Source organism: Chitinophaga sancti, from assembly GCF_034087045.1.
GTDB lineage: Bacteria > Bacteroidota > Bacteroidia > Chitinophagales > Chitinophagaceae > Chitinophaga > Chitinophaga sancti_B.
Genome location: NZ_CP139247.1, coordinates 4,750,690 through 4,777,263, shown reverse-complemented (window position 1 = coordinate 4,777,263; position 26,574 = coordinate 4,750,690). Strand labels below are relative to the sequence as shown.

Here is a 26,574-nt window from a genome sequence, read left to right as displayed (position 1 = left end):
AACCTGATGCATCCAGCACCGATTTTTTATGAATAAGGTATTACCTGGGGGTATCAAGAGAAACTCTTAGCCGTTTGCATAAATATGACTGATCCAGTCGCGCATGATCCAGATCAGTTTACGCAATTCATCATCTGTAATAATATAAGCAGGCATTACATACATGACTTTACCAATAGGTCTCAGCCATGCCCCATTTGCCATAGCGTAGTCGCGAAAGCCGGCCATCATGCTGTCTTCTTTCAGTTCAATCGCACCAATGGCTCCTACTATTCTTTTATCAGCAATTGCAGGTGATTCAATTTTCTCAAATTCATTGCGGATAACTGCATTTATCGCTGCAATGCGTTCTAAATAATGGTCTTTTTCAATAATCTCTATGCTTTTTAAAGCCACGGTAGTCGCCAGCGGGTTCCCCATAAATGTAGGCCCATGCATCAGTGCCTTATCATAAGAATCACCTAAAAACCCATTAAAAATACGGGTAGTTGCCAATGTAGCTGCATGTCCCATATACCCTGCTGTCAGCGCTTTTCCTATGATCATAATATCAGGGGTAATACCAGCATGATCTGCTGCGAATAGTTTGCCTGTACGGCCAAAACCGGTAGCGACTTCATCCAGCACTAAGAGTATATTATATTGATCGCATAACGCTCTCGCAGCTTTCAAATATAAAGGAGAGTAAATTCTAAATCCACCGGCACACTGTACAATAGGTTCAAGTATAAAACAGGCAATTTCAGGTGCATGTATTTTCAAAAGATCTTCCAGTTTCGAAGCTTCTTGTTGAATAGTTGCTGCATCTGCATCAAACCCACCTGCAGGTGTATCTAAAAAATATCCCCTGTGCAATACATCCACAAATGCATTAGAGAAATCAGAATCATCCCCCACTTCCATCGCCTTAAATGTATCGCCATGATAGCCGTTCTTCAGCGAGATGATTTTATGTTTCCCTACATGCCCCGTATTTTTCCAATACTGCAATGCCATTTTCAAGGCCACTTCCACACCAACAGAACCGCTATCAGAATAAAACACATGATTTAATCCCGCGGGTGTAATCTCCACCAACTTATCTGCCAATGCCAATGCAGGCGGATGCGACAACCCACCCAGCATGACATGCGAAAAACTATTGATCTGTTCTATCAGTGCATTATTAATGTCAGGATGATTATACCCATGGATCACCGCCCACCACGAAGAAATTCCATCCGTCAATCTGCGTCCATCTTCCAGTATCATCGCCGTGCCTTTTCCCGCCACCATTACGGGCACCTGCCCCAGATCCTTCATCTGCCTGTAAGGATACCATAATTTCATGGGCACAAATGTAATGTTTTATAAGTTTCCGGAATATGTATGAAATTTTATTTCATTGATTCATTCTCTCACACACAAATAAAAAAACGGAGCCCGGTATGACTACCGGGCTCATTGCTTAAACCTACAACTGCGTTACACATTTTGTAACTATCAAAAAGGTATTAATGATAAATTCAAATTAATATAGGGCGTCGTATCTACTTTGCCATCAAGGAAATAACGACTCGACTTCTCCCACCGACCATACTGTCTGTACATCACCGGCGTCCATAAACCTGCACTCACTCCTGCCAGCAATAACTTACCCAGTTTGTATTCCAATCCCGGCCCTGTCTTCAGATCCAGTGTGCTGAAATTCGCATTTCGCGGTATATTAGGTGAGCTATAATTGAAGAAGGATACAGAGGAGGATAAGATCGTACCGAAACTCGCCCAGCAATTTTTACTCAGGGTCTTCCGCAATGTCAATTGCTGTGGGATCGTGATATTCAGATCAACCCCATTGGGTAATCGCTTCTGATAAACAAGCAACGGAATGACCGGTGCAATGTTAGTTGGATCAATGATCAATTGTAAACCTACCATCAATGTCGTCTGCGCCGTTTGTTTCAGCAATACCATTCCATTCCCCATCACCGCATACTTATTAATACCGCCACCATCACCTGTTAAAAGGACCACACTGGCAGATGAAATAAACATACGCCCAAACAGGGAGTCTACTCTGCGATAGGTGGTGGTCAGGCCTACAGTATTTTTGGATAATGAAGATTCCGTAATATCCAGGCCCTTTATATCAGAAAGCTGATAATTAGTATGCGCATAGAGGATTGTTGCCGTCACCATACCACTCTTCCCCCAATTCTTCACCGGTAGATTTAGCAGTGCTTCTGTACGTTGCTGCCCAAAATCTCCACTCAATATGTTCTTCCCTTTTAAGTTTCCTTCCATTTGCCCCCTGCTGATGAACGTCGTAGAGATCATTGCAGGGCGCATGCCAGGACTTTTAAGCAGGAGATCTACGATATAGGCCTTTTTCAATTGGACCTTCGCAAGTGAATCCTGTACTTTTGCAAAGCGCGTGAGTGTGTCCTGCGATCTTGCAATGCGTGCAAGCGAGTCCTGAACTTTTGCAGCGCGTGCAGATGAGTCCTGTGCCTTTGCAATGCGTGCGGATGAGTCCTGCGCACTTGCAATGCGTACACGCGAGTCCTGAACTTTTGCATTTCGTGCCAGCGAGTCCTGCGCATTTGCAATGCGTACACGCGAGTCCTGAACTTTTGCATTTCGTGCCAGCGAGTCCTGCGCACTTGCTCCTATCGGGAACACCAGTGCACAGAACAATGTACTACTAATGAGCTTCATGGTACGCGGGTTGTTTTTTCTTTTGTAAACGCATTTTCAGTTTATCAATGATCAGGTACATCGCTGGTACTACAAACAACGTCAGGATCATAGAACTGGTCAAACCACCAATAATCACCCACGCCATTCCGTTCTTGACCTCAGAACCCGCTCCCGTGGCCATCGCAATCGGCAACATACCAAGAATCATAGCCAGTGTCGTCATCAGGATCGGGCGCAGACGCTCCTCTCCCGCTTCTACCAGCGCATCTTCTACTTTAGCACCCTTCTCTTTTAAATGATTGGTAAAGTCCACGATCAGGATCGCATTCTTTGACACAAGACCTAACAACATAATCATACCAATAATAGAGAAGATATTCAGCGTCTCCATACTCAGGGCCAGTGCCAGCAGTGCGCCGATCAATGCCACCGGAATTGAGAACAATACTACAAATGGATAGATCACACTTTCATACAGCGCCACCATGATCAGGTATACCAGCAGGATCGCTGTGATCAATGCCAGTCCCAGGCTACCAAAAGCATCTCCCTGGTTCTTTACATCACCAAGGTATTCTATTGACACACCTTCGGGCAATTTTACGCTGGCTACTTTTTCTTTGATCTCTGTAGCCACCGTACCTGTTGGTCTGCCAGCCACGTTTGCATTCACCGTGATAGAATTGAGCCGGTCGCTGCGTTCCAGTACGCTTTCACCTATTCCTTCTATTACTTCGGCAAACTGACTCAGCACAAATGTTTGCCCATCATTATTCGTAAATGAAAGATTTCTTACATTATTGATATCTGATCTGTTAAAGCGATCCAGGCTTACAAGAATATCGTATTCATTGCCTGATTGCTTGAATTTGCTCTTATCGTTTCCACTGAATGCATTCTGCAATGCACCCCCAACCTGGCTGGCATTGAGCCCTAACAACGTCATTTTCTCTCTATCCAGTTTCACCTCTATCTGTGGCTTCGGATCTTTTACTGAGAGCTGTACGAACTGTGTACCCGGCACACCCGCTGTAATCTTCATGTATTGCTCCGCCACACTCCGCACGTCTTTCAGGTTCACCCCTTTCACTGCAATCTGGATAGGGGCTGTGCTGGCATTGCCAGTGATAGAAGTCGGTGATGCCGTTACTTTCGCACCAGGTACGCTGGCAGTCAACTCACGCTGTATCATGATACCGAATTCCTCCGCTGTCATGTTTCGTTTCTTTGCATCTACAAGCGTCACTGTCAGCTCCGCCTTGTTACTGTTATTACCTGTCCCGGCCACACCACCTGTCAGGAAACCGATACTGGAAAAAACCTTGTCTACTTCCGGTCTGGCCAGTATGTGTTTCTCCACTTGTTGGGTCAGCATATTTGTCTGGTAAATAGACGCATCCGGAGCCAATTCCAGGTTGATCATCAGCTCGCCCTGGTCTCCTGAAGGAATAAAAGCAGCGCCCACAAATCCATTGACAACCAGCATTATAGAACCTATAATCAGAACGATCACACCGGATAACAAGTACCGTTTTTTATGCAGTGCAACCTTCAATAATTTACCATAATTCTCTTTCACCACATCAATGATATGTTCGAATCCCAGGTTGAGTCTACCCCACCAGGTATCTTTAGTAAGGTGTTCCAATCTGCCGAAACGGCTTGCTAACATAGGCGTTACCGTGAAGGATACGAACAGGCTCATTAACGTAGATATCACCACTACTAATGAAAACTCTCTTAAGATCATACCGATGATCCCACCGGACATAGCCAGTGGCAGGAACACCACCACATCCACCAGTGTGATCGCCATGGCTGTAAAGCCAATTTCATTACGACCATCCAGGGCTGCCTGTTTTCGGTCCGTTCCTGCTTCCAGGTGACGGTAAATGTTTTCCAGCACCACAATGGAGTCATCCACCAGGATACCTACCACCAGCGAAAGCGCCATCAGCGTCATCAGGTTCAGCGAGAAGCCCAGCAGGTACATGGCGATAAATGTAGGGATCATGGAAGATGGCAATGCCACCATCACAAACATAGAACTACGGAAGCTATGCAGGAAAGCCAGCATCACAACCCCTACAATGATCACTGCCAGCACCAGGTCTTCCATTACAGCATCCGCAGAGCGAAGGGTGTAGGTAGACTGGTCTGAGGATATCGTGAATTTTACTTTGCTGTCTTTATACTGTTGTTCAAGATTGGTAAATGCTTTCTTTACATCACGGCTTACATTCACTGCATTCGCATCTGATTGCTTCACGATCTGTATACCAATAGAAGGTAGCCCATTGATGTGATTGATAGCCGTCGCTTTGGCTGTAGCATCCACTACTTCAGCTACATCTTTTAAATATACGCTGCCGCCACCCGGACGTTGTACCACGATCAGCTCACGGATCTGTGACACTGAAGTCACGTTCGCATCGTACTGGATGGTCACCTGCTGGTCCCGTGTCTCGATACTACCTGCAGGGAATGACTGGTTCGCATTGTTCACAGCATCCGTCACCTGTGTGATGGTGATACCGTAGGCATTGAGTTTACCCTGATCTACGTTTACCTGTATCTCACGTTCATCACCACCGATGATGTTTACCTGCCCTACACCGGATACGTTCTGTAAGATGGGGCGCAGTTGCTTATCGACTAAGTCATACAATGCGCGGGGAGCGAGTGTAGAAGTAACACCGGCCTTCACCACAGGGGCTTCTTCCAGGTTTACTTTATTTACCAAAGGTTTATCGATATCCTTTGGCAGGTCATTCTGTGCCTGATCTGCTTTACGCTGGATATCTGCTTCTGCCCGGTCAATGTTGGTACCACTCTTGAAGGTAATGACTACCTGTGATACCCCTTCCTGTGATTTGGAGGTGATCTTGTCCAACCCTTCTACCGAAGCAAAGGCATCTTCCAGTTTCTTTGTCACGGATGTTTCCACTTCAGAAGCGGAAGCACCTGCATAGACTGTGCTCACTGTAACAGTCGGCACTTCCATCTTGGGCAGCAGGTTATAATTCAGGCTATGATAACATTCCAGTCCGAAAAGTATCAGCACCGTAAATATTACAAGTATTAATAGAGGCCGTTTTACGGCAATTTCTGCTATTGACATGAGGGCGCTTTTTTATTTTGACACACTGACTGGAGTACCATCTTTCAGGTTGATCTGACCGGAAGTAACGACAGAGTCACCTGCCTGCAAACCACTGATCACCTGCATCAAACCGCCCATTTCAGTACCGGTCCGGATGAGCTGCTGATGTACTACATTATTCTTCACTACATATACAGAAGCGTTCTTCACGCTCTCTGTCAGGGCTTCTCTCGGGATCACCAGTAATTGTTCCTGTGTCTTCTTAGAAAAGTCAGCATATACGAATGTACCGGAGCGGAGAATGGACTGTGTGGTATTGTCCGTCATAATTTCCACCAGGTAGTTGTGTGTCTGATCGGCCTGCGGGCTGATAAAACTTATAGTACCAAAGAATTCCTTACCGGGATACACATCAGAGGTGATCTTAACTTTCTGCCCGTTTGTTACTTTGTAAACTTCTGCTTCTGTCAGGTTCACCTGTACTTTTGCTTTGTTCAGGTTCACGATAGTAGCGATCTCCGTACCTGCATTTACAAATACCCCCTGTTCTACCGGTTTAGCGCTGATGATACCACTGGTAGGCGCTTTGATCACGGCATCCGCGAGTTTCTTCCGCACCTGGTCTACCTGGTTCAGGGCAGTCTGGTAGTTGTTTTTGATTTCATTTAACTTCTCCTGTGTGGCGGCTTTGCCTTTCAGAAGTTCGGTGTAGGTATCGAGGTCATTACGGAGCTTGGCGGCATCTGTTTCTGCTTTTTGCAGTTCCAGCTGTGCCTGTCGTGTATCCGTAATAGCGAGTACCTGTTCCTGTTTTACCTGATCACCCAGTTCAAAGCGCACCTGTGTAAGGGTACCGCCACTCATGGCTACGGCCTTTGCTTCTTTGAACGGTGCAATGTTACCGGTCTTTATGATATTGATTTCGAGCAACTGTTCCCTGGCTACGGCTACCTTTACCGGTATCTGTACCAGGGTCACAGGCGCCTGCTTATTTTTTTCGTTCAGCTTTTTCTTATTGACAGCCAGTTTGTAAACGATCAATCCGATGATCAGGATAACGACTAAACTTACGATGTACTTCGTTTTCATATTGCTATTTATAGAGCCAGGTAAAAAGTCTTGAGTGATCCACCCGCTTTTTCGAGATCGATACGGGCAAGGAAGAAATTATATATGGAGCTCAGGTAATTGTTCTGTGCTTCTTTCAGTGAGTTCTGGGCATTGAGCCAATCGGTCATGTCCGTGGTACCTTTCTGGTATTGCAGATTGGTAGTGGTGAACACAGATTGCGCCAGTTCTATATTGCGCCGGTTATTGTCCATATTGCCCTGCTCCTGCATTACTTTGGTGCGGGCGTTCTGGTATTCCAGTGCGTATTTACCTTCGTCTATTTTTAATTGTTCGATTGCATTCAGGTGTTTGTACTTTGCCTGTGCCGATTGCGCATTGCGCTTGTAGAAATCGAGAATAGGAATACTGAGTTTGATACCTATGGCGGAGTAAGTAGCCAGTGATTTGAAAGACTCATTCAGGTTATCGCCATAACCAATTGCACCATAACGGGCATATGCGGTGAGTCTTGGATAGATCCCATTGCGAAGGCGCTGCTCATCAATGGCCAGCATTTTCTCATTGACCTGTGAGATACGGAAATCCAGGCGGTTCGCAGCTGAAAAGGTATTCGCATCGGGCGCAGCGATAGCCAGGCTATTAAAGGCTTTGGCAGCTTCCGTACTGTCTACCGTGATGGTATCAGTGAGCGGAAATCCCATTTCATATTTGAGCTGGTTGTAGGATAAAGTAAGGTTACTTTCTGCAACATGTATTTTAGATACGGTATTGTTGTAGTCAACCGTTACTTTGTCCAGTTCCTTCTGCAATACAGTACCTTTGTTTACCTGCAGACTGGTGATGTCCATCTGTTCGTGGTAGGTATCCAGGTTGGTATGCAGGAGAGACAACTGTTCCCTATACACGAAAATCTGAGCAAAGGCATTGCTGATATTGTATATAATGGTCTCGTTATTCTGCTGCACATTCAGGTCGGCAGATTCCCTGTTATATTTATTCGCCTTGAGCCCGGTGAGCAGCGACTGATCGAAAATGGTTTGATCGAGTTGTGCTACAGGATTGGTATTGAATTTTTTGGTAAATGCAACACGAAGATCATGGTCGCCGAATATACCGGCAGGAATTACGGTTTCCTGTACTTTCAGGTTGTCGTCGATAGAGCCGGAGATACTGACACTGGGCAGGTAAGCAGCCAGTGCTTCGCGGGCTTTGGCATCTGCAGCTTTTTTATCATTGGCATACACAACATTGCTACGGTGGTTTTTCAAACCGTATTCAATGCAGCTCTTAAGTGTCCAGTTGTTCTGGGCATAAGAGGCGCCACTGATCAGTAATAACACTGCAATAAGTAGTTTTTTCTTTCTCATATAAGTATGCAATGAGACAAAACTACCGACTACAATTGCGTCATTTATTTAAATATGAATGAAAAGCGCAAATAGGGAAATGAAGTGAGCAAAAAGGGAAATGAAGTGTCACTGTTCTACCCAGCGTAAAAAGTCCTGCGCCTTCAGGCGGCTCACGATAATCTTTTCCGGGGTTTTACAGATCGTCTTGATTATCAATCTCCGGTTAAAGTAATGTTCGATATCTGTGATACTTTCCCTGTGTATTATAAATTGGCGGTTGGCCCGGAAGAAGTCATTGCGGTTCAGCATGTTCTCCAGTTGGTCGATAGTGTACTGGATCGTGTAATCCTGATCGTTGCGGGTATGGAGGGTTACAACGCCATTGGCAGCATGTATATAGGCAAGATCGGCTACCTTGACGGGCACCATTTTCTCCCGGTAATGTACGAGGATGGTATTGCGGTAGGCGTTTTCCATCTGGGTCATAGCCTTTGTCAGGCTTTGCTGGTAGGTATTGTAATGGTCTCTGATACGATGAAATTTCTTCAGACTTCTTTCTACCAGGGCTTCTTCCAGTGGTTTTAGCAGATAGTCTATACTATTGGATTCAAAAGCCTGGATAGCGTATTGATCAAAGGCGGTGCAGAAAATGATTGGCGCATTCACCGGTACTTCCCGATAGATTTCAAAACAGAGTCCATCTCCCAGTTGAATATCAGAGAATATCAGGTCAGGTGCAGGGTTTTCCCTGAACCAACTGATGGCAGCCACTACAGAGGGTAACACCTGCAGCACGCGGATTTCGCTGTCGATACTGGTAAGGATGTCCTGTAATTCTCTGGCTGTTTTACGCTCGTCTTCAATGATAATAACGTTCATGGCTAATGACTGGTAAATGTACAGTAAAACTTTCGTCGGTGTTGTCGACGGTAATTTGCTTATCGAACAATAACAGGAAGCGATCGTTGATATTCTGCAAACCTAATTTAGTACTCTCCACGGGGTATTTTTTCGGCTGGCGGATATTTTTGACGGTGACTGTTTCATTTTCAATAAAGATCTCTATCAGCAAAGGTGTTTCCGGGGAGAGCGCATTGTGCTTAATGGCATTTTCGATTAAGAGCTGAATGGATAAAGGAGGTATCAGGTAATTGTGATACTGCTCCGGAATATTGATCTGTACTTTCAGATCGCCTTCGAAACGCTGGTAGAGAATGTATAAATAAGAGTCGATAAAGTTCAGTTCATCAGCGAGCTTGGTGATCTGGTGTTCATTGATGTTCAGCAGGTAACGATATACATGGGATAGCTGTACAACAAAGTCTTTGGTACCCTTATCATGAGCGATGTGCTTGAGCGTACTGAGAGAATTGAACAGGAAATGAGGACTGATCTGTTGTTGTAAGGACAGCAACTGTGCACGGAGGTGTGCCTGTTTAAGGTGCTCATTTTCAAGTTGTGCTTTTTGCAGCATAATGTTGGCAGCCAGCGAGCTCCATACGATGTGACAAAACATACTGACAAAAAATGCACTGATGATGATGCGTAGAAAATCGGCATAGGTATGATGAAATACCATGTCCTGAAATAAAAACCTGCTTGGAATTATAATTACTGAAAGGTAATTCAGAGAAAATGCCACCAGCATGGCGGCTGCTATGCGGACAATAGGACGGAGTTGTTTACTGACTCCTTTGGGCTCGTGTAACCTGAGATACCCATGTACCATCCAGCAGGCAAATATAGTAACGGTAATCATGGAAAAGTACTCCAGGAACGTCCGGAGATTGAGGAAGCTAAAATCCTTTAGTCGCATCAGGATTGTTCCGCCGGCGAGGATGAAAATCATGATGAAACACCATTTTAACTGGTATGAGTGTGACATCTGCAAATGTACACACAAAATAAAATCATGGGGAAATTAAGGGGTTAAAATGCGCATAATGGGACTTGAAATGGACAGGGAGGAGATATGAAATGGACAAAGCCTGCCGAAGCTGAAGAAAATCAAATAACCTGCTCTATTCTGTAAAATTCCTCCCCTTTATAACTTTAATCATTTGTTTAAATCAATATTTTAACTTTACCTTTGTACAATTATGGAAGAGAAGAGCATTTCAACGGAAGAAAAGATCAAAGCCGCCGCCAGGACTATTTTTACCAAAAAAGGGTATGCCGCTACCAAGACCCGGGACATCGCAGAAGAGGCCGGGATGAACCTGGCCCTGTTGAATTATTACTTCCGTAGTAAGGAGAAGCTGTTTTCAATTGTGATGGCTGAAAACCTGAAAAAGCTGTTTGGCATACTGGCGCCGACGCTGAATGATAAAAGTAAATCGCTGGATGAGAAGATCACTAATATCGCCACCAGCTATATCAATATGCTTTTTCTGAATCCGGACCTGCCTTTATTTGTGCTGAGTGAATTGAGGCAAAACCCTGTCTGGCTGCGGGAGACGCTGAATGTAGATGCCTATGTAATCGGGTCCCACTTTATGCAGCAGTTACAGGAGAAAAAGAAAGATATCAATCCCATACATTTTCTGATGTCGTTTTTGGGCATGCTGATCTTTCCGTTTGCCGCCCGGCCCATCTTGCAGGGAACCGCAGCGGTCACCGACGAACAGTATGATCAGCTCATGGAGGAACGTAAGAAGCTGATTCCTATCTGGCTGAAATGCATGCTTGAATAAGCTGCATTTTTTTTGCCCACGCCTTAATCATTTGATTAAATAATATGTTTAAATATGAAATACTACGTCCTGCTTCTACTTTTTTCGTTGTCTGCCAGGGGGCAACTCACCTTGCCGGAATGCCACCGGCTGGCGGAACAGCATTATCCGCTGACGAAAAGATATGACCTGATCAGCAAATCGGCAGCGTACACGATTGACAACCTGAAAAAGGGATACCTGCCGCAGTTATCTATGAATGCACAGGCCACTTACCAATCTGCGGTGACGCAGATACCGATCAGCATACCGGGAGTGAACATCCCGGTTATGAATAAGGACCAGTATAAGGCCACGGCGCAACTGGACCAGGTGATCTATGATGGGGGTGAAATTGCGAAACACCAGGAGCTGCAAAAGAGTAATGAGGTCGTGTCACGGCAACAGTTGCAGGCAGATCTGTATGCGCTCAAAGACAGAATTAACCAGCTGTATTTTGGGATTCTGCTGGCAGATGAACAGCTGAAACAAAATGACCTGATGCTGGCAGATCTGCAACTGGGGTTGAAGAAAACGCAGGCAGCGCTGGATAATGGGACAGCTTTTCGGAGTAATGCAGACCTGATCAATGCAGAAATTCTGGCTACCCGGCAACATAATATTGAAATTGCCAGTAGTCGAGAGGCTTATGCCAAAATGCTTTCTTTGTTTATTGGCGCCCCGGTAACCTCGTTGGAGAAACCAGCCGCTCTATCTCTCTCCGATAGCATTCATCGCCCGGAATTATTATCCTTTGATGCGCAACAGAGATCTTTGCGGCTACAGGATCAGTTATTGACCGTAAGTACCCGGCCCAAGGTCGGCTTCTATATTCAGGGGGGATATGGCCGGCCGGGATTGAATATGCTGGACAATAGTTTCAAGGCATACTATCTCGGAGGTATTCGCCTGAGCTGGTCTCCTTCTACCTTTTACACCCTGAAGAAAAAGAGAGCGCAGATCGTAGTGAACCAGCAGGAAATAGCCGTACAAAAAGAAACCTTCTTATTTAACACAGCTATGACTGTACAACAGGAATCTGCTGCTGTGAACAAATACCAGCAATTAATGACCTCCGACGATGCAATTATCAAATTGCGTGCACAGGTCAAAACTGCTGCCATCGCCCAATTGGAGAATGGCGTGATCACCGGCAATGACTTTCTGAAAGAAGTAAATGACGAAAATCTGGCCAGGCAAAATAAGTCCATGCATGAAATGCAATGGCTACTCTCCCAATATAATCAACAAACTACTACAGGTAATCTATGAAAAAGCATCTAATCATACTCATACTCGTCGCCGCTACCCTCTCTGCTTGTAATAATAAAGAAGCGGCATACGACGCATCCGGAACTTTCGAAGCTGTGGAAACGATTGTCTCTGCAGAGGCATCCGGCAATATCAAATCACTGGATGTTGAAGAGGGACAAGTGCTGAAAGCCGGTCAGGTAGTGGGTTATATCGACAGCATTCAACTCATACTGAAAAAGAAACAATTACAGGCACAGATCAGTGCAGTACTGAGCGGCCGTCCGGATATCGCTGCACAAACGGCCGCTTTGCAGGAACAACTGAGACAGGCAGAAAGGGAAAGAGATCGTACAGAGAATTTACTCAAAGCAGATGCTGCGACCCGCAAACAACTGGATGATGCAGTTTCACAGGTAGCAATTGTGAAAAAACAGATCGCCGCTACACAGTCTTCTCTCGGTATTACGACGACCAACCTCAAAGATCAGGCAGCCCCTTTACAGGCACAGATCCAACAGATAGATGATCAGCTGGATAAATGCAGACTAACGAATCCTATTGACGGCACTGTCCTTACCAAGTATGCAGAAGCAGGCGAAGTAACAAGTCCCGGCAAAGCCGTGTACAAAATTGCTGCTTTGAATACCATCATCTTAAGAGCCTACCTGACGGGCAATCAGCTGTCGCTTGTAAAACCTGGCCAACAGGTGAAAGTATTGGTGGATAACATGAAGGACCAAACAGGCACCATCGAATGGATCAGTAATAAAGCGGAGTTCACCCCTAAGACGATTCAGACAAAAGATGAAAGAGCCAACCTCGTATATGCGATCAAAGTGCGCGTGAATAATGACGGATATCTGAAAATAGGGATGTACGGTGAGATAAAATTATAACTTATGGATGCTGTAATCGTCAACCACCTGCGTAAGGTGTACCAGGATAAAACGGCCGTGGATGATGTGTGCTTCGCTGTACAGAAAGGTGAGCTATTTGGCCTGATCGGCCCTGATGGCGCGGGCAAGACGAGTATCTTCCGGGTATTGACCACCTTGTTACTACCAGATGGCGGGAGTGCTACGGTAGATGGTTTTGATGTGGTGCGCGATTATAAAGCGATCCGCAAACGGGCGGGATATATGCCCGGGAAGTTTTCGCTGTACCAGGACCTGACCGTGGAAGAGAACCTGAATTTCTTCGCAACGGTGTTTAATACCACCATAGCCGAAAATTATGATTTGATAAAAGACATCTATGTTCAGATTGAGCCTTTCAAAAAAAGGCGGGCAGGAAAACTATCCGGTGGAATGAAACAAAAGCTGGCATTGTGTTGTGCGCTCATCCACCGGCCATCGGTGCTGTTTTTAGATGAACCGACAACGGGTGTCGATCCCGTATCAAGAAAAGAATTCTGGGAGATGTTGCGGCAATTGAAAAAACAGGACATCACCATCATTGTGTCTACACCTTATATGGATGAAGCAGATCTATGTGATAGAATTGCCTTGATACAGGATGGAAAGATATTGTCTATTGATACACCATCAGACATCGTGCAGGCATTTGCCGACAAATTATATGCAGTGAAAGCGGACCAGATGCACCGGTTGCTCAAAGCCCTGCAGGCATCTTCGCTTGTGAAAGACAGTTATGCATTTGGAGAATATGCGCATGTAACTTTTGAAGGCGATCTGCAACAGGAGCTAACTGCACAGGACTTTACAGGAATAGAGATAAAACCTACGCCAGTAACTATTGAAGACTGTTTTATTAAACTATTGAAAGATGATCAAAACAGATAAACTAACCAAGCGCTTCGGCGATTTCATTGCAACAAATGAAATCACTTTTGAAGTAGCCAAAGGCGAGATCTTCGGATTCCTGGGCGCCAATGGTGCAGGCAAAACAACCGCTATGCGCATGCTCTGCGGACTATCCATACCAAGTTCCGGCAGTGCGACCATCGCGGGTTTTGATGTCTACAAACAAACGGAACAGATCAAAAAGAACATCGGGTACATGAGTCAGAAGTTTTCCTTATATGAAGACCTCACCGTAACTGAGAATATCCGCTTCTTTGGTGGTATTTATGGTTTGAGCAATCAACAACTTAAAACCAAGAGTCAGCAACTGATCCATGACTTAGACCTTGAAAAAGAAGCGAAGAAACTAGTGGGTTCCCTCCCACTCGGCTGGAAACAAAAACTCTCTTTTTCTATAGCTGTATTGCACGAACCGAAGATCGTATTCCTGGATGAACCTACTGGCGGTGTGGATCCTATTACCCGCAGGCAATTCTGGAACCTGATTTATGATGCGGCAGACAGCGGCGTAACAGTATTCGTGACCACCCACTACATGGACGAAGCAGAGTATTGTAACCGTATTTCTATTATGGTGGATGGTCGTATTAAAGCCTTGGATACGCCACATAATCTGAAGAATACATACCATGCTTCCAGCATGGATGAAGTCTTTTACGCACTGGCCCGCAGTGCAAAACGCAGCGAATGATATGAAACAGTTGTATACTTTTATCAGGAAAGAATTTGCTCATGTACTGAGAGACAGGAAAACCCTTCTGATCCTATTTGGCTTACCGATCGTACAGATCCTGATCTTTGGCTTTGCCCTGACGAATGAAGTCCGGAATGCGAAGATTGTAATCTATGATCAGGCACAGGATGTAGCTTCGCAACAACTGATCAGTAAAATTGAAGCCAGCCGGTATTTTGATATTGCCTATGCGGTGATGGATCATGCAGGAATTGAAGCGGCGTTCAAAAAAGGCGATATCAGACTGGCAGTGATCTTCCCACAGGGATTTAATAATGACCTGTTGCATACACACCATGCACAGATCCAGATCATTGCTGATGGGGCTGACCCGAATACAGCCACTACGCTGACCAGTTATATTACTTCGATCATACAGGATTATATGGCGGCACAGGAGCCTTTCCAGATAAGTCCCCAGATCAGGTATTTGTATAATCCGCAATTGAAAGGTGCGCCGAACTTTGTACCGGGGGTCATGTCCCTCGTACTGATGCTGGTATGTGTGATGATGACGGCGGTGTCCATTGTGCGCGAGAAGGAAACAGGTACGATGGAGGTACTGCTGGTATCGCCTTTTAGTCCGCTGATGGTCATTATATCCAAGGCCATTCCGTACCTGCTGCTTTCATTGATCAACGTTACCACTATTTTACTCCTCAGCACCTTTGTGTTGAAACTACCCATCAATGGGAGTATCCCACTATTATTTGCAGAAAGCACCTTATTTATTATTACCTGTCTGACGCTGGGGATCTTCATCTCAGTAAAAACAAGTTCGCAGCAGGTAGCGATGCTGATATCACTGATGGGTATGATGCTGCCTACGATCCTCTTTAGCGGGTTTATGTTCCCCGTAGAGAACATGCCACTCCCCTTGCAGCTGATCAGCAATATCGTGCCTTCTAAGTGGTATTATAATATCGTGAAAGCGATTATGATCAAGGGGCTGGGATTCTCTGCCGTGTGGAAAGAAACAATGATACTGGCAGGTATTACAGTAGTTTTATTATTCGTGAGTTTTAAAAGTTTCAAAATCAGGTTATCATGAGAACGATCCGGTTTTTATTACAAAAGGAATTCAGGCAGATCTTTCGTAACCGTTCTATCCTTGTGATGGTGCTGGTGATGCCGGTGATGCAGTTGTTTATCCTGCCGCTGGCCGCGAATTATGAGGTAAAGAATATTAATCTGGCGATCATTGACAATGACCATTCTTCTTATTCGCAGAAACTGATCAGCAAAATCACGGCTTCAGGATATTTCAGATTAACGGGGTATGTGTTTTCTTATAAAGAAGCCCTGCATTTAATTGAGGAGGATAAAGCAGATCTGTTGCTGGAGATACCGCATAACTTTGAGAAAAATCTGGTCAGGGAGAACAGTGAGCAGTTGTTTGTAGCAGTCAACGCCATCAATGGCACCAAAGCCAGTCTGGGCAGCGTATACCTGAATAGTGTGATCAGGGATGAAAATAATGACATCCGGCTACAACTGGTAGCACCAGCTCGTTTTCAGTCACAGCCCATGGTGGAAATTGCTTCGTCTAACTGGTTCAATCCTCACCTGGATTATCATTTATTTATGGTGCCAGGTATACTGGCAATACTGGTCACAATGATTGGTGGTTTCCTCACAGCATTGAATATAGTAAAGGAAAAAGAAGTAGGTACGATAGAGCAGATCAATGTAACCCCTATTAAGAAACATCATTTCATACTGGGAAAGCTGATTCCATTCTGGGTATTGGGCAATGTCGTATTCACACTGGGTTTGATTGTAGCAAGAGTAGCATATGGAATTGTGCCATTGGGGAATATCTTCTTACTCTATGGTTTTATATGGGTATACCTATTGGCAGTATTAGGTTTTGGCCTGCTGGTATCAACGTATTGTGACACGCAGCAGCAGGCGATGTTCATTATGTTCTTCTTTGTAATGATCTTTATTTTGATGGGTGGTTTGTTTACTTCTATTGATAGTATGCCTGACTGGGCACAGGTAGTGACAAAGTTTAACCCGGTGAGTTACCTGATAGAAGTGATGCGTATGATCGTATTGAAAGGCAGTGGTATCCGGGATGTACTACCTAAACTGGGAGTAATATTGATTTTTGCTTTTATATTGAATACGTGGGCGGTATTGAATTATAGAAAGACGAATTAAAAGGATCCGAAAAGCGTGGAGCCGTGATACCGGGGAAAGTGTTGCATTAGGCGGGCTATTATTTTATAATACCCGGCTTCCTGCTGGCAGGAATACATTGCCCTCGAAATAAGCGGGATAAGGTGGGGGGCCGTTAGGGTATAACAGCCCCGTTATAAAGCCAGATAGGAGCAAAATTGCTTTCATCCTTAACATATACAGTTACGAATTTCCACAATTAACCATTATCACTTGTCACCGTAATTTTTCCCTTGCCGGAAATGGTGAATGCTTTATGTACTTCCGTCTTTTTATTTTCCGTGCCATAATAATACTGAACCACCTGGACGGTTGTGTCATTTACCACCTGGTAATTACCCCGGGAATACATACTATCCCTATCACTACCCCTGTTATCGCAAATGATCTGGCTATCAGTGAGGATACTGGTAGTGGTATCAATAATATACATTTTGTATGTACCAATATGGTGGTGTACAAACACCGCACAATACTTTCCTGATTTACGTACTTCCAACCCGGTAAAATTCATACCAGGAGCGGTCGTATCTTCTTTCAGATAATCATGTACCTGGCTATTGGATAGGGGTAACTTTGCAGCGACACTATCCCGGAAGGCGGCACTGGTGTCGTGAGGTCCAAATGGTTTACAGGCAGCTAACAGTAATAATAAAGGGTAAAATTGACGAGGTTTCATGTTATTGGTTATTATGTGTCTCAGTGATTTTTCCTGTACCTGAAATGGTAAATGTAGTACGCACTAACTGTTCGGGTTGTTTACTTTTCTCCGGAGGAAAATCTTTTTCAACAACCTCTATGGTGGAATCATTGACGAATTCATAATCACAGCTACTACCGCCATAACCTCCGTCTGCATCAGAATTATAACCAATAATAGAATGATCTAACAGGGTATAAGAAGCGCTGTCCAGTGTATACAATTTATACGACCCATATTCAAAGTTAATGATCATTAAGTACATGTTTCCCAATCGCCGCAGTTCATGACCTTTCAGTGGTCTGTAAGGTCCGGTGGTATCATCCTTCAGATAAAAGGATCGCTGCTTATTGGTGATTTCCATCTGTTGTGCCACACTATCCCTGAAATTATCAAATACCCTGTTGCCTGCCTCGAAATCATCATGGCCCCGGGGCATTGTTACAGTGTCGGTATTGACCGTATCTTTTACTACATCATCTTTCACCTGTGGCCCCTGTGAATGGCAGCCTGCCAGCAAAATTAGTAAAGGAAAAAAACTACTTAGTTTCATAGGTTTATTTCTAATCTTTTTAATTCTGCCAGTACAGCATCCCGCTGCTCCCATTTATAAAATGCTTCCTTTTTGATGTAAGCGAAATTCAACGCATACGCGGGAGAGTTTTCATCGGAGGTCACTAATCCAAATCCAAATATCTCTTCCCCTGGCCAAATAGGCTCCTCTGTTAACTTACAAACAAACGGCATCGGTACTTTTGTAAATTGAATCGCCTTTTCTGCCAATGGGTGGGTTAGCAGGCAACTTTTGTGAAATACTTTATCATTAAAAAAATCCAGTGGTTCCTTCCTGTTACTCACAAATGGAGGGAACAAATAAGCCTCTGCAGCAATAATCACCTTGCCACAGATCGGACATTTGGATTTGCCTTCGAGAAATATCGCCATCAGAATTCATTTACAGTGATCACTTCCGCCTGGAAGGGGAATACTTTTTCAACCAATACATCATGCAATGCCGGATCCCGGCCAATACAACAATCAGCCAGCACTGTGAAACGATAATCCTTACCTGCCGCTTAATAACAGCATTTTGGATGTCCATTACTAACAGCGCGTTCATGGTGTCTTAGATTTTTCGAACCTAAATTTATAATATTTCCTTAAACCTACCCGGTAGATTATTAATTATCTTTGTGACATGAAATATAGCACACCAGTTCAGAAGAGAGATCAGCCAGACGATTCGTATAAATTTCAGCCTTTGCCAGCCCCAACAGGGCCTTTCCCATACCATCTTGATATAGCGCAGGTGATTCCGGACATCAATACACAGAAAATGACTTTTCACCTGGCGGGTGATACAGGCAGTATCAGAAGCATTGATTTTCAGCGGAAAGTGATTACGGCCATGCAGGCGCAATTTGAACAGGACAATCCTCCACAATTTTTATTTCACCTGGGCGATGTGGTATATAACCATGGTGAAGCCAGTCAATATTACAGGCAATTCTTTGGTCCGTTTCAAAACTATCCGGCACCCATATTTGCTATAGCAGGTAACCATGACAGTGATGTGAATCCGGCGGCACCACCTTATCATAGCCTGGAGCCTTTTGTGCAAGTGTTTTGTGATACGGCACCCAATACAGTACCATTCAGCAATGGTATAGCGCGGAAAAGCATGATCCAGCCAAATGTATACTGGACACTCAAAACGCCTTTGGCGAACATCATCGGCATGCATAGCAATGTGCCAAAATTCGGTATTGTTACGCCTGAACAACAGGAATGGCTGAAAGCTGAACTACGTAATGCAGATGCAGAGCGCCCGGGCAAAGCCCTTGTACTTTGTATTCACCATGCACCTTATTCTGCAGATATTAATCACGGATCCAGTATTCCTATGATCACTTTGCTGGAAGAGATCTTTGAAGAGACAGGTGTGCGCCCGGATATCGTGTTTAGCGGACACGTACATAATTACCAGCGATTGGTAAAAAAATATAATAGCGGGCGTTCTGTTTGCTTTGTGGTAGCCGGTGGTGGCGGGTATGATGAATTACATCCGATAGCAGAATTGTCCGATACAAGGTTTACGAATAAGCTGCCCCTTTTTGAAGGTGTTACCCTGGAGAATTATTGCGATCATCAGCATGGGTTTCTACGGTTTAGTATTGAAAAAACAGGCGCGCAGCTGGTGATGAAAGGAAATTATTATTCAGTAGCGGATGATGGAACTGTTACAATGGAAGATCAGTTTGAAATAATAAGTTGAATCAATAATAAACCTTTTTAATATTACTTAATGGATTACCTCCAGCAGGTAATCCGAATTAAAATAGGCCCGTCTCAAAACTTCGAGACGGGCCCTTTTATTCGGGTACCAGATGGAGAGAATTTTCGTACATGCAATTCTCATGGCCTTCCTGTTACTTATGATACATCCCTATTTTATTGCTAAAATTTATTCCTGAAAGGCGAAGCCGGTAATCCCTCCTGGTTGTACAAATTTACCACCGGTACATTACTCCATCCATACCGCACCAATGTAGGATGGGGTACGTGCTCACTCGTCAGCGTTATCTTATTCCCATGAATAACTGCCTCCGCAGGGAAATAGCCCTCTCCATTGCTGATCTCAAAACCCGTCAGCTTTCCTCCCTTCGCCACTAATCCTTTCCCTACATGAGAAAAACTAACTGTTATCTCATCTTTCCCCTGGCTGGATTTCTCAAACACAGGTCCGCTATACTCCCCTTTTACACCATATACCAGGCCACCTGCTGCAATGGCTAGCCGCTCTCCGACAGGTTGTTTATGAGGGGGATGAATATCGGCGGAGTCTCCGCAGTCAGTGGTCACTATCAAAGCTGTTTTATTGACATTTTTAACCACCAAAAACTGCGCTTCTCTGATCTCAGGCCTCATACCCTTATGCGGGGCAATCTGGACGATTAAAAAAGGTAATTCGGGCTGTTTAAATTCCGTCCTCCAATTCCTGATCATCGTCGTTAAAATTTCCGGGTATTGCTCCGCGCGGTCACTATTTGACTCCCCCTGGTACCAGGCCACTCCTTTGATGGCATAAGGCAGCAATGGGTAGATCATTCCATTAAACAAACCTCCCATGCATTGTCCCTGTGGTTTCCATCCGGCACCGGAGATGGTTTTTGCATAATTTTCAACCATTTCTTTCAGTTTCGGATTGGCTTCCAGCGCGGCCACACTGGTCCAGTCTTCTGCCGGCGTACCGCCAAAGGCAGAGAAAATGATCCCTACCGGCACCTGCATTTTTGCATAGAGGTTCTTTGCAAAGAAATATCCTACAGCCGTGAAGTCGCTCACTGTCTGCGGACTACATACCGTCCAGTGATTATTGACATCCGAAATCGTTTCTTTCGAATATTTCAGGGGTACATAATACTCCCTGATCAGGGGATAATTAGCGGCATCCCGCTCCTGCTCCCAGTTATAGATCGGCTGCTGTGGCGGGCGTGGACCCAGCTGGCGTTCCATATTGGACTGGCCGCTGCACAGCCATACTTCACCGACCAGCACATCCTGGATGTGAACAGTATCCACACCACTGTAAATCGTCATTTCCTGACCTGATGAAACATAAGGCAATGGCTGCAAACTCACCATCCATTTGCCCTGAATCGTCATTGCGGAAACGGACTGACCATTGAACCGTACCGTAACCAGTGCCCCATCATCAGCTGTGCCCCATACAGGAACAACGACTCCTTTTTGCAGCACCATATGATCGGTGAACAGGCTTACGGGTTTTAAGGTAGCATAGGTATTTGAAAAACAGGCTACAAACACCAGTGGAATTATTAAAGACCTAAACATTGTAAATTCATTTAGACTGGGAATTTATATAATTTGCGATCATGTACGAAGTATTTCTCAGCAAAGTCAATGAAAAAGTGCCCCTCACCCCGCAGGAAGAAGCAGAAATAGTATCACATCTGACCCTTAAAACCCTGCGGAAACGCCAGATTTTCCTGCAGGAAGGAGACATTTGCCGCTATATTGCCCTGGTCGAAAAAGGTACGCTCAGGACTTATGTGACGGATCTGGAAGGCCATGAGCACATTACGGCTTTTGCGCTGGAAGGATGGTCACTGGGAGATCTGTGTAGTTTTCTCAGGGAAGAACCTGCTACCCAGAATATTGAGGCGCTGGAAGACTGTGAATTATGCCTTATCAGCCGCCCTGCTCACGAAGAATTGCTACTGAAAATGCCTAAGTATGAGACCTATAACCGTATACTCATCACCGAAGCGTATATCGCCCTGCAAAAAAGGACCCGGGATATGATCAGTCTTTCGCCGGATGAGCAGTACAAGGCCTTTGTAAATGTATACCCGAATATCGTACAACGGGTACCGCAACATATGATCGCTTCTTACCTGGGATTGACCCCCGAAACCCTCAGCCGCATCAAAAGTCGCATTTCCCAGCATAAATGATTTTTAGCATTCCTGGTGGCTATTCACTTTCTGCATCAAAAGCCGTATTTCCCAGCATAAATGATTTTTAGCATTCCTGGTGGCTATTCACCTACTGCATCAAAAGCCGCATTTCCCAGCATATATGATTTTTAGCATTCCTGGTGGCTATTCACTTTCTGCATCAAAAGCCGTATTTCCCAGCATAAATGATTTTTAGCATTCCTGGTGGCTATTCACCTACTGCATCAAAAGCCGCATTTCCCAGCATATATGATTTTTAGCATCCCTGGTGGCTATTCACCTACTGCATCAAAAGCCGCATTTCCCAGCATATATGATTTTTAGCATCCCTGGTGGCTATTCACTTTCTGCATCAAAAGCCGTATTTCCCAGCATAAATGATTTTTAGCATTCCTGGTGGCTATTCACCTACTGCATCAAAAGCCGCATTTCCCAGCATATATGATTTTTAGCATCCCTGGTGGCTATTCACTTTCTGCATCAAAAGCCGTATTTCCCAGCATAAGTAATTTCTTGATCCAAATCATTGGGACCAACCTCCTTCATGTGGTACTTTTGTATAACATGAAACGTAATCAATTCATTAAATCGATATTAACAGGAGTATTTGGTATGACAACGCTATCAGCATTCAGAAACTTCACAGATTCATTACAGGAAGACGACCACCTGATGCCCATTTTATTCATCGGACACGGTTCTCCTATGAACGGTATTGAAGACACTGAGTTTAGCAGAAGATGGACACAGATGGGTAAAGAAATCCCAACTCCCAAAGCCGTATTGGTGATCTCCGCCCACTGGTATACCCAGGGTACGAAGATCACTGCCATGGAGCATCCTAAAACCATCCACGATTTTGGCGGGTTCCCGAAGGAACTCTTCGCCGTGCAATATCCGGCTCCCGGTAGTCCGGACCTCGCCAGAGAAACGGCTTTCCTGATTCACGCCTCCCTCGATCACGACTGGGGACTGGATCATGGTACCTGGACGGTGGTCAGACATATGTATCCCAAGGCAAACATCCCGGTGCTGCAATTGAGTATAGACTATTCCAAAGGACCGCAATATCATTACGACCTGGCGAAAGAACTCTATGCCCTGCGCAGGAAAGGTGTGCTGATCATCGGCAGTGGTAACCTGGTGCACAACCTGAGAATGGTGGCATGGGATCGCCTGGATGATAAAGAATATGGGTATGACTGGGCACTGGATATCAATAACCAGTTCAAACACCTCATTAGCAGCCGTGAACACAAGTCGCTGATCAACTATACACAACTGGGCAAAGGTGCTTTACTGGCAATTCCGACACCGGATCACTACCTCCCGTTGATGTATACACTGGGGCTGCAATCTAATAAGGATAATATCAGCTTCTTTAACGATAAAGCGGTAGGTGGCTCTCTCACCATGACTTCCGTAAAATTCGGATAATATGCCTTTGTATTACTATCTGATTGCCCTTTTGCCATTTTTAAAACAAGTGAACAGCATGGAATATTTGATTCATGAGCCGACAGTAAAGACAGAAAAGAAGAAAGCGTTAATTCTCATGCATGGTGTGGGGAGTAATGAAAAGGACCTGTTTAGCCTGGTAGATTATTTACCAAAGGATTATTATGTGATTTGTCCGCAGGGGCATTTTGCAATGGGCGGTGGCAGATATGCATGGTATAATGTAGACTTCTCTACAGGTAAGCCCGTGTATAATGTACAGCAGGAAAAGGAAAGCAGGGAACTGATCAGGCAATTTGTAGAAGAGATGAAGGCGAAGTACCATTTGGATGAAGTGTATTTAGGTGGGTTTAGCCAGGGTGGTATTATGAGTTATACGGTAGGATTGAGTGATCCAAAGCTGGTAAAGGGGATTATTATTTTAAGTAGCAGGATACTGGAAGAAGTAAAGCCCTTTTTGGTGAAACAGGCACCTGAATTGCGGGTGTTTGTATCGCATGGTACGGCAGATGGCACGCTGGGAATTCATTATGCAAGAGAGGCGAAGGAGTTTTTGGAGGGGATGCAGGTGAAACTGAGCTATCATGAGTATGGATTGGGGCACCAGATCAATCAGCAGGTGCTGGAGGATTTGAATAAGTGGCTGGCAGCACAGCCATAAGTCGGCAAGGAATTATAGGATTTGAATAAGCGATTGTCAGCACAGCTATAAGTCGACAGGGAATTATAGGATTTGAATAAGTGGCTGGCAGCACAGCCATAAGTCGGCAAGGAATTATAGGATTGAATAAGCGATTGTCAGCACAGCCATAAGTCGGCAAGGAATTATAGGATTGAATAAGCGATTGTCAGCACAGCTATAAGTCGGCAAGGAATTATAGGATTTGAATAAGCGATTGTCAGCACAGCTATAAGTCGGCAAGGAATTATAGGATTTGAATAAGCGATTGTCAGCACAGCCATAAGTCGGCAAGGAATTATAGGATTTGAATAAGTGGCTGGCAGCACAGCCATAAGTCGGCAAGGAATTATAGGATTGAATAAGCGATTGTCAGCACAGCCATAAGTCGGCAAGGAATTATAGGATTGAATAAGCGATTTTCAGCACAGCCATAAGTCGACAGCGAATTATAGATCTGCATACCTACCGTTATCAAAAATGAATCCCTCCCGGGTAGATCTGCAGGTTTCCCGGTATTTGAACGACTATTTGCATTTCTGGATTTTTTTTTGTCACTTAGAGAGATAGAACGCTCAAAGTGACCATTCAGAAAATATTCCTCTCCGCCCATTTCATGGTGCTGCTAGGGTTGGTAGTCTTCACCTTCCTGCCCTTTTATACCCTTTCACATACATTTCCCATCGAGGTCTGGCTCAAACAGTTTTCTTTGTTTCTCTATTGGACAGGCGCCTATTTCCTGGTAATTAAAGTCTTGCTACCGAAATTATTATACCGGAATAAAGGCACCTTGTTTGCTTTAGTACTATTGGCCGTACTCTTCGGGGTCTCTATATTAAATAACCGGATCGATAATGCCATCCGCTTTACTGAAGTCGTAGAAAAGAACCTTCCCGCCAGCAACGCCGGTAATACCTCTCCTACAGGCGATATGGGGGCTGTGCTGATGACAATACTGGTCTGCGGCATTGGGGTGATCATCGTTATTACCCAAAAGATCCAGCAGGACCAGCTCCAAAAGATCGGTAGCGAGCTTGCCTTTCTGAAAACACAGATTAACCCGCATTTCTTCTTTAATGTTTTACACACTATTTACGGGCTAACAGGCCAGGATACCGCGAAGGCGAAAGATTCTATCTATACACTTTCTCATATGATGCGGTATGTCTTGTACAATAGTGAAAATACAACACTGGAAAAAGAGCTGGAATTTGTAGAAAGTTATAATAAGCTGATGCGCCTGCGGGTGCCCCCTGATGTACAGATCATCTTTGAAAAACCCGCTTTTATTGAGGATGTGCCCATAGCACCTATGATCATTCTCCCTTTTATAGAGAATGCTTATAAGCATGGAATCAGTAGTATATACCCCAGCTTTATCTATATGAGCGTCACCCATACCCACAATCAAATAGCAATAGAAATCCGCAATTCCTCGTTCGGTTCCGGAGGGGGTGAACTGGAAGAAAGCAACGGTATCGGACTAACCAATACACGCCGCCGCCTCAACCTGCTATATCCGGGTCGGCATACCCTGATTGTAGACGATAATAAAGCAAACAAAGAATTCAGCATACACTTAAAACTGGCCATCGCATGATACTTAACTGCATCGCGGTAGATGATGAACCCATAGCATTGGATATGATTACGCAATATATTGCCATGACACCTTCATTGCAACTGGCGGCCAAATGCAACAGCGCAGTAGAAGCCATGAAAGTATTGCATTCACAACCAGACATTCAATTGATCTTCCTCGACATCCGCATGGCAGACCTTAGTGGTATGGACATGGCAAAGATCATTGCACAATCAGAGCAGCGGCGGAATACCCGCGTGATCTTTACAACCGCCTTTGATAAATATGCTTTGGAGAGTTACAAAGTAGCCGCACTGGATTATCTCGTAAAGCCATTTAGTTATACCGATTTTTCAAGAGCGGTAACAAAAGCCCTGGAGTATTTTGGAATGGGAGTAGCTGCCCCTGTCGTTGTAAGTGAAAAACAGCATATCTATTTCAAAGTGGAATACCAGCTGGTAAAAGTACTACTGGATGACATTCTGTACATTGAAGGATTAAAAGACTATGTAAAAGTATACCTCGATAATGAAGACAAACAACTTATGACCCTGACCAGTCTGAAAGCACTGGAAGACAAGCTCCCTCCTACCCGGTTCCTGCGCCTTCACCGGTCATATATCATTAACCTTGACAAAGTGCGGGCTACTACCAAAACTTCGGTGCAAATTCACCAATTGACCATCCCTATTACAGAACAATATAAGGTGGTATTCCAGGATTTTCTGAGTAAGTGGGTATAGCCCCCATCTATTTTTAATCCCTTC

General features: G+C 44.6%; 24 protein-coding genes. 13 read left to right on the top strand and 11 right to left on the bottom strand.

Annotated features, from left to right (window positions below):
• Positions 1-66: 66 nt before the first annotated feature.
• The 7 genes from bioA to SIO70_RS19515 all read right to left on the bottom strand — a co-directional run bounded on the left by bioA (position 67) and on the right by SIO70_RS19515 (position 10,051).
• Positions 67-1,329, bottom strand: coding sequence for an adenosylmethionine--8-amino-7-oxononanoate transaminase (gene bioA / locus SIO70_RS19545; protein ID WP_320573490.1), 1,263 nt, complete (start codon positions 1,327-1,329; stop codon positions 67-69).
• Between the two features lie 153 nt (positions 1,330-1,482).
• A complete protein-coding gene (locus tag SIO70_RS19540; RefSeq protein ID WP_320573488.1) occupies positions 1,483-2,697 on the bottom strand; it encodes a hypothetical protein in 1,215 nt (404 codons plus the stop codon).
• A complete protein-coding gene (locus SIO70_RS19535) occupies positions 2,684-5,800 on the bottom strand; it encodes an efflux RND transporter permease subunit (RefSeq protein ID WP_320573486.1) in 3,117 nt (1,038 codons plus the stop codon). The genes SIO70_RS19540 and SIO70_RS19535 overlap by 14 nt, the downstream gene beginning before the upstream one ends.
• A gap of 12 nt (positions 5,801-5,812) precedes the next feature.
• Entirely contained in the window at positions 5,813-6,871 is a 1,059-nt protein-coding gene (locus SIO70_RS19530; protein WP_320573484.1) for an efflux RND transporter periplasmic adaptor subunit, read from the bottom strand.
• 8 nt (positions 6,872-6,879) lie between these two features.
• Positions 6,880-8,220 carry a TolC family protein gene (locus SIO70_RS19525; protein ID WP_320573482.1) on the bottom strand — a complete coding sequence of 447 codons (1,341 nt, stop codon included), beginning with the start codon at positions 8,218-8,220 and terminating at the stop codon, positions 6,880-6,882.
• Between the two features lie 108 nt (positions 8,221-8,328).
• A complete protein-coding gene (locus tag SIO70_RS19520; RefSeq protein ID WP_320573480.1) occupies positions 8,329-9,081 on the bottom strand; it encodes a LytTR family DNA-binding domain-containing protein in 753 nt (250 codons plus the stop codon).
• Complete coding sequence (locus SIO70_RS19515; protein WP_320573479.1) at positions 9,062-10,051, bottom strand: sensor histidine kinase; 990 nt, start codon at positions 10,049-10,051, stop codon at positions 9,062-9,064. Before SIO70_RS19515 ends, SIO70_RS19520 begins: the two co-directional genes overlap by 20 nt.
• Before the next feature lie 250 nt (positions 10,052-10,301).
• Here SIO70_RS19515 and SIO70_RS19510 point away from each other — a divergent pair, with 250 nt between their 5' ends.
• Genes SIO70_RS19510 through SIO70_RS19480 form a run of 7 tightly spaced genes read left to right on the top strand, consistent with a single transcriptional unit; the run spans position 10,302 to position 16,889 of the window.
• Positions 10,302-10,895 carry a TetR/AcrR family transcriptional regulator gene (locus SIO70_RS19510; protein ID WP_320573478.1) on the top strand — a complete coding sequence of 198 codons (594 nt, stop codon included), beginning with the start codon at positions 10,302-10,304 and terminating at the stop codon, positions 10,893-10,895.
• Positions 10,896-10,949: 54 nt separating this feature from the next.
• Complete coding sequence (locus tag SIO70_RS19505; RefSeq protein ID WP_320573477.1) at positions 10,950-12,185, top strand: TolC family protein; 1,236 nt, start codon at positions 10,950-10,952, stop codon at positions 12,183-12,185.
• Positions 12,182-13,063, top strand: coding sequence for an HlyD family secretion protein (locus tag SIO70_RS19500; RefSeq protein ID WP_320573476.1), 882 nt, complete (start codon positions 12,182-12,184; stop codon positions 13,061-13,063). Before SIO70_RS19505 ends, SIO70_RS19500 begins: the two co-directional genes overlap by 4 nt.
• A gap of 3 nt (positions 13,064-13,066) precedes the next feature.
• Positions 13,067-13,969: an ABC transporter ATP-binding protein gene (locus tag SIO70_RS19495; protein WP_320573475.1), complete on the top strand. Its 903-nt coding sequence runs from the start codon at positions 13,067-13,069 to the stop codon at positions 13,967-13,969.
• On the top strand, positions 13,953-14,681 hold the full coding sequence (locus SIO70_RS19490; RefSeq protein ID WP_320573473.1) for an ABC transporter ATP-binding protein: 729 nt from the start codon (positions 13,953-13,955) through the stop codon (positions 14,679-14,681). Before SIO70_RS19495 ends, SIO70_RS19490 begins: the two co-directional genes overlap by 17 nt.
• 1 nt (position 14,682) lies before the next feature.
• Positions 14,683-15,774: an ABC transporter permease gene (locus SIO70_RS19485; protein WP_320573472.1), complete on the top strand. Its 1,092-nt coding sequence runs from the start codon at positions 14,683-14,685 to the stop codon at positions 15,772-15,774.
• Positions 15,771-16,889, top strand: coding sequence for an ABC transporter permease (locus SIO70_RS19480; protein WP_320573471.1), 1,119 nt, complete (start codon positions 15,771-15,773; stop codon positions 16,887-16,889). Before SIO70_RS19485 ends, SIO70_RS19480 begins: the two co-directional genes overlap by 4 nt.
• Before the next feature lie 217 nt (positions 16,890-17,106).
• On the opposite strand, the gene SIO70_RS19475 is transcribed toward SIO70_RS19480, so the two are convergent.
• The 3 genes from SIO70_RS19475 to SIO70_RS19465 are packed head-to-tail and all read right to left on the bottom strand — an operon-like array spanning position 17,107 to position 18,552.
• Positions 17,107-17,586, bottom strand: a complete 480-nt coding sequence (locus tag SIO70_RS19475; protein ID WP_320573470.1) for a hypothetical protein — start codon at positions 17,584-17,586, stop codon at positions 17,107-17,109.
• Between the two features lies 1 nt (position 17,587).
• On the bottom strand, positions 17,588-18,160 hold the full coding sequence (locus tag SIO70_RS19470) for a hypothetical protein (protein ID WP_320573469.1): 573 nt from the start codon (positions 18,158-18,160) through the stop codon (positions 17,588-17,590).
• Positions 18,157-18,552, bottom strand: a complete 396-nt coding sequence (locus SIO70_RS19465) for a hypothetical protein (RefSeq protein ID WP_320573468.1) — start codon at positions 18,550-18,552, stop codon at positions 18,157-18,159. Before SIO70_RS19465 ends, SIO70_RS19470 begins: the two co-directional genes overlap by 4 nt.
• 253 nt (positions 18,553-18,805) lie before the next feature.
• Here SIO70_RS19465 and SIO70_RS19460 point away from each other — a divergent pair, with 253 nt between their 5' ends.
• Positions 18,806-19,882, top strand: a complete 1,077-nt coding sequence (locus tag SIO70_RS19460; RefSeq protein ID WP_320573467.1) for a metallophosphoesterase family protein — start codon at positions 18,806-18,808, stop codon at positions 19,880-19,882.
• Positions 19,883-20,064: 182 nt separating this feature from the next.
• On the opposite strand, the gene SIO70_RS19455 is transcribed toward SIO70_RS19460, so the two are convergent.
• On the bottom strand, positions 20,065-21,462 hold the full coding sequence (locus tag SIO70_RS19455; RefSeq protein ID WP_320573466.1) for a sialate O-acetylesterase: 1,398 nt from the start codon (positions 21,460-21,462) through the stop codon (positions 20,065-20,067).
• Positions 21,463-21,503: 41 nt separating this feature from the next.
• Between SIO70_RS19455 and SIO70_RS19450 the strand changes: the two genes are divergently transcribed.
• The 5 genes from SIO70_RS19450 to SIO70_RS19430 all read left to right on the top strand — a co-directional run bounded on the left by SIO70_RS19450 (position 21,504) and on the right by SIO70_RS19430 (position 26,550).
• Positions 21,504-22,085, top strand: coding sequence for a Crp/Fnr family transcriptional regulator (locus SIO70_RS19450; protein WP_320573465.1), 582 nt, complete (start codon positions 21,504-21,506; stop codon positions 22,083-22,085).
• Positions 22,086-22,652: 567 nt separating this feature from the next.
• Positions 22,653-23,525: a 4,5-DOPA dioxygenase extradiol gene (ygiD, locus tag SIO70_RS19445; protein WP_320573464.1), complete on the top strand. Its 873-nt coding sequence runs from the start codon at positions 22,653-22,655 to the stop codon at positions 23,523-23,525.
• Positions 23,526-23,583: 58 nt separating this feature from the next.
• On the top strand, positions 23,584-24,207 hold the full coding sequence (locus SIO70_RS19440; RefSeq protein WP_320573463.1) for a hypothetical protein: 624 nt from the start codon (positions 23,584-23,586) through the stop codon (positions 24,205-24,207).
• 598 nt (positions 24,208-24,805) lie between these two features.
• Positions 24,806-25,825: a sensor histidine kinase gene (locus SIO70_RS19435; protein WP_320573462.1), complete on the top strand. Its 1,020-nt coding sequence runs from the start codon at positions 24,806-24,808 to the stop codon at positions 25,823-25,825.
• Entirely contained in the window at positions 25,822-26,550 is a 729-nt protein-coding gene (locus SIO70_RS19430; RefSeq protein ID WP_320573460.1) for a LytTR family DNA-binding domain-containing protein, read from the top strand. Before SIO70_RS19435 ends, SIO70_RS19430 begins: the two co-directional genes overlap by 4 nt.
• The last annotated feature ends 24 nt before the right edge of the window (positions 26,551-26,574 follow it).

Coding starts and splice junctions, on each gene's coding strand:
- SIO70_RS19460 (WP_320573467.1), top strand. CDS start 18,806: ATGAAATATAGCACACCAGTTCAGAAGAGAGATCAGCCAGACGATTCG.
- SIO70_RS19505 (WP_320573477.1), top strand. CDS start 10,950: ATGAAATACTACGTCCTGCTTCTACTTTTTTCGTTGTCTGCCAGGGGG.
- SIO70_RS19485 (WP_320573472.1), top strand. CDS start 14,683: ATGAAACAGTTGTATACTTTTATCAGGAAAGAATTTGCTCATGTACTG.
- SIO70_RS19540 (WP_320573488.1), bottom strand. CDS start 2,697: ATGAAGCTCATTAGTAGTACATTGTTCTGTGCACTGGTGTTCCCGATA.
- SIO70_RS19535 (WP_320573486.1), bottom strand. CDS start 5,800: ATGTCAATAGCAGAAATTGCCGTAAAACGGCCTCTATTAATACTTGTA.
- SIO70_RS19510 (WP_320573478.1), top strand. CDS start 10,302: ATGGAAGAGAAGAGCATTTCAACGGAAGAAAAGATCAAAGCCGCCGCC.
- SIO70_RS19455 (WP_320573466.1), bottom strand. CDS start 21,462: ATGTTTAGGTCTTTAATAATTCCACTGGTGTTTGTAGCCTGTTTTTCA.
- bioA (WP_320573490.1), bottom strand. CDS start 1,329: ATGAAATTATGGTATCCTTACAGGCAGATGAAGGATCTGGGGCAGGTG.
- SIO70_RS19515 (WP_320573479.1), bottom strand. CDS start 10,051: ATGATTTTCATCCTCGCCGGCGGAACAATCCTGATGCGACTAAAGGAT.
- SIO70_RS19450 (WP_320573465.1), top strand. CDS start 21,504: ATGTACGAAGTATTTCTCAGCAAAGTCAATGAAAAAGTGCCCCTCACC.
- SIO70_RS19480 (WP_320573471.1), top strand. CDS start 15,771: ATGAGAACGATCCGGTTTTTATTACAAAAGGAATTCAGGCAGATCTTT.
- SIO70_RS19530 (WP_320573484.1), bottom strand. CDS start 6,871: ATGAAAACGAAGTACATCGTAAGTTTAGTCGTTATCCTGATCATCGGA.
- SIO70_RS19470 (WP_320573469.1), bottom strand. CDS start 18,160: ATGAAACTAAGTAGTTTTTTTCCTTTACTAATTTTGCTGGCAGGCTGC.
- SIO70_RS19525 (WP_320573482.1), bottom strand. CDS start 8,220: ATGAGAAAGAAAAAACTACTTATTGCAGTGTTATTACTGATCAGTGGC.
- SIO70_RS19440 (WP_320573463.1), top strand. CDS start 23,584: ATGGAATATTTGATTCATGAGCCGACAGTAAAGACAGAAAAGAAGAAA.
- SIO70_RS19520 (WP_320573480.1), bottom strand. CDS start 9,081: ATGAACGTTATTATCATTGAAGACGAGCGTAAAACAGCCAGAGAATTA.
- SIO70_RS19465 (WP_320573468.1), bottom strand. CDS start 18,552: ATGGCGATATTTCTCGAAGGCAAATCCAAATGTCCGATCTGTGGCAAG.
- SIO70_RS19495 (WP_320573475.1), top strand. CDS start 13,067: ATGGATGCTGTAATCGTCAACCACCTGCGTAAGGTGTACCAGGATAAA.
- ygiD (WP_320573464.1), top strand. CDS start 22,653: ATGAAACGTAATCAATTCATTAAATCGATATTAACAGGAGTATTTGGT.
- SIO70_RS19490 (WP_320573473.1), top strand. CDS start 13,953: ATGATCAAAACAGATAAACTAACCAAGCGCTTCGGCGATTTCATTGCA.
- SIO70_RS19500 (WP_320573476.1), top strand. CDS start 12,182: ATGAAAAAGCATCTAATCATACTCATACTCGTCGCCGCTACCCTCTCT.
- SIO70_RS19475 (WP_320573470.1), bottom strand. CDS start 17,586: ATGAAACCTCGTCAATTTTACCCTTTATTATTACTGTTAGCTGCCTGT.
- SIO70_RS19430 (WP_320573460.1), top strand. CDS start 25,822: ATGATACTTAACTGCATCGCGGTAGATGATGAACCCATAGCATTGGAT.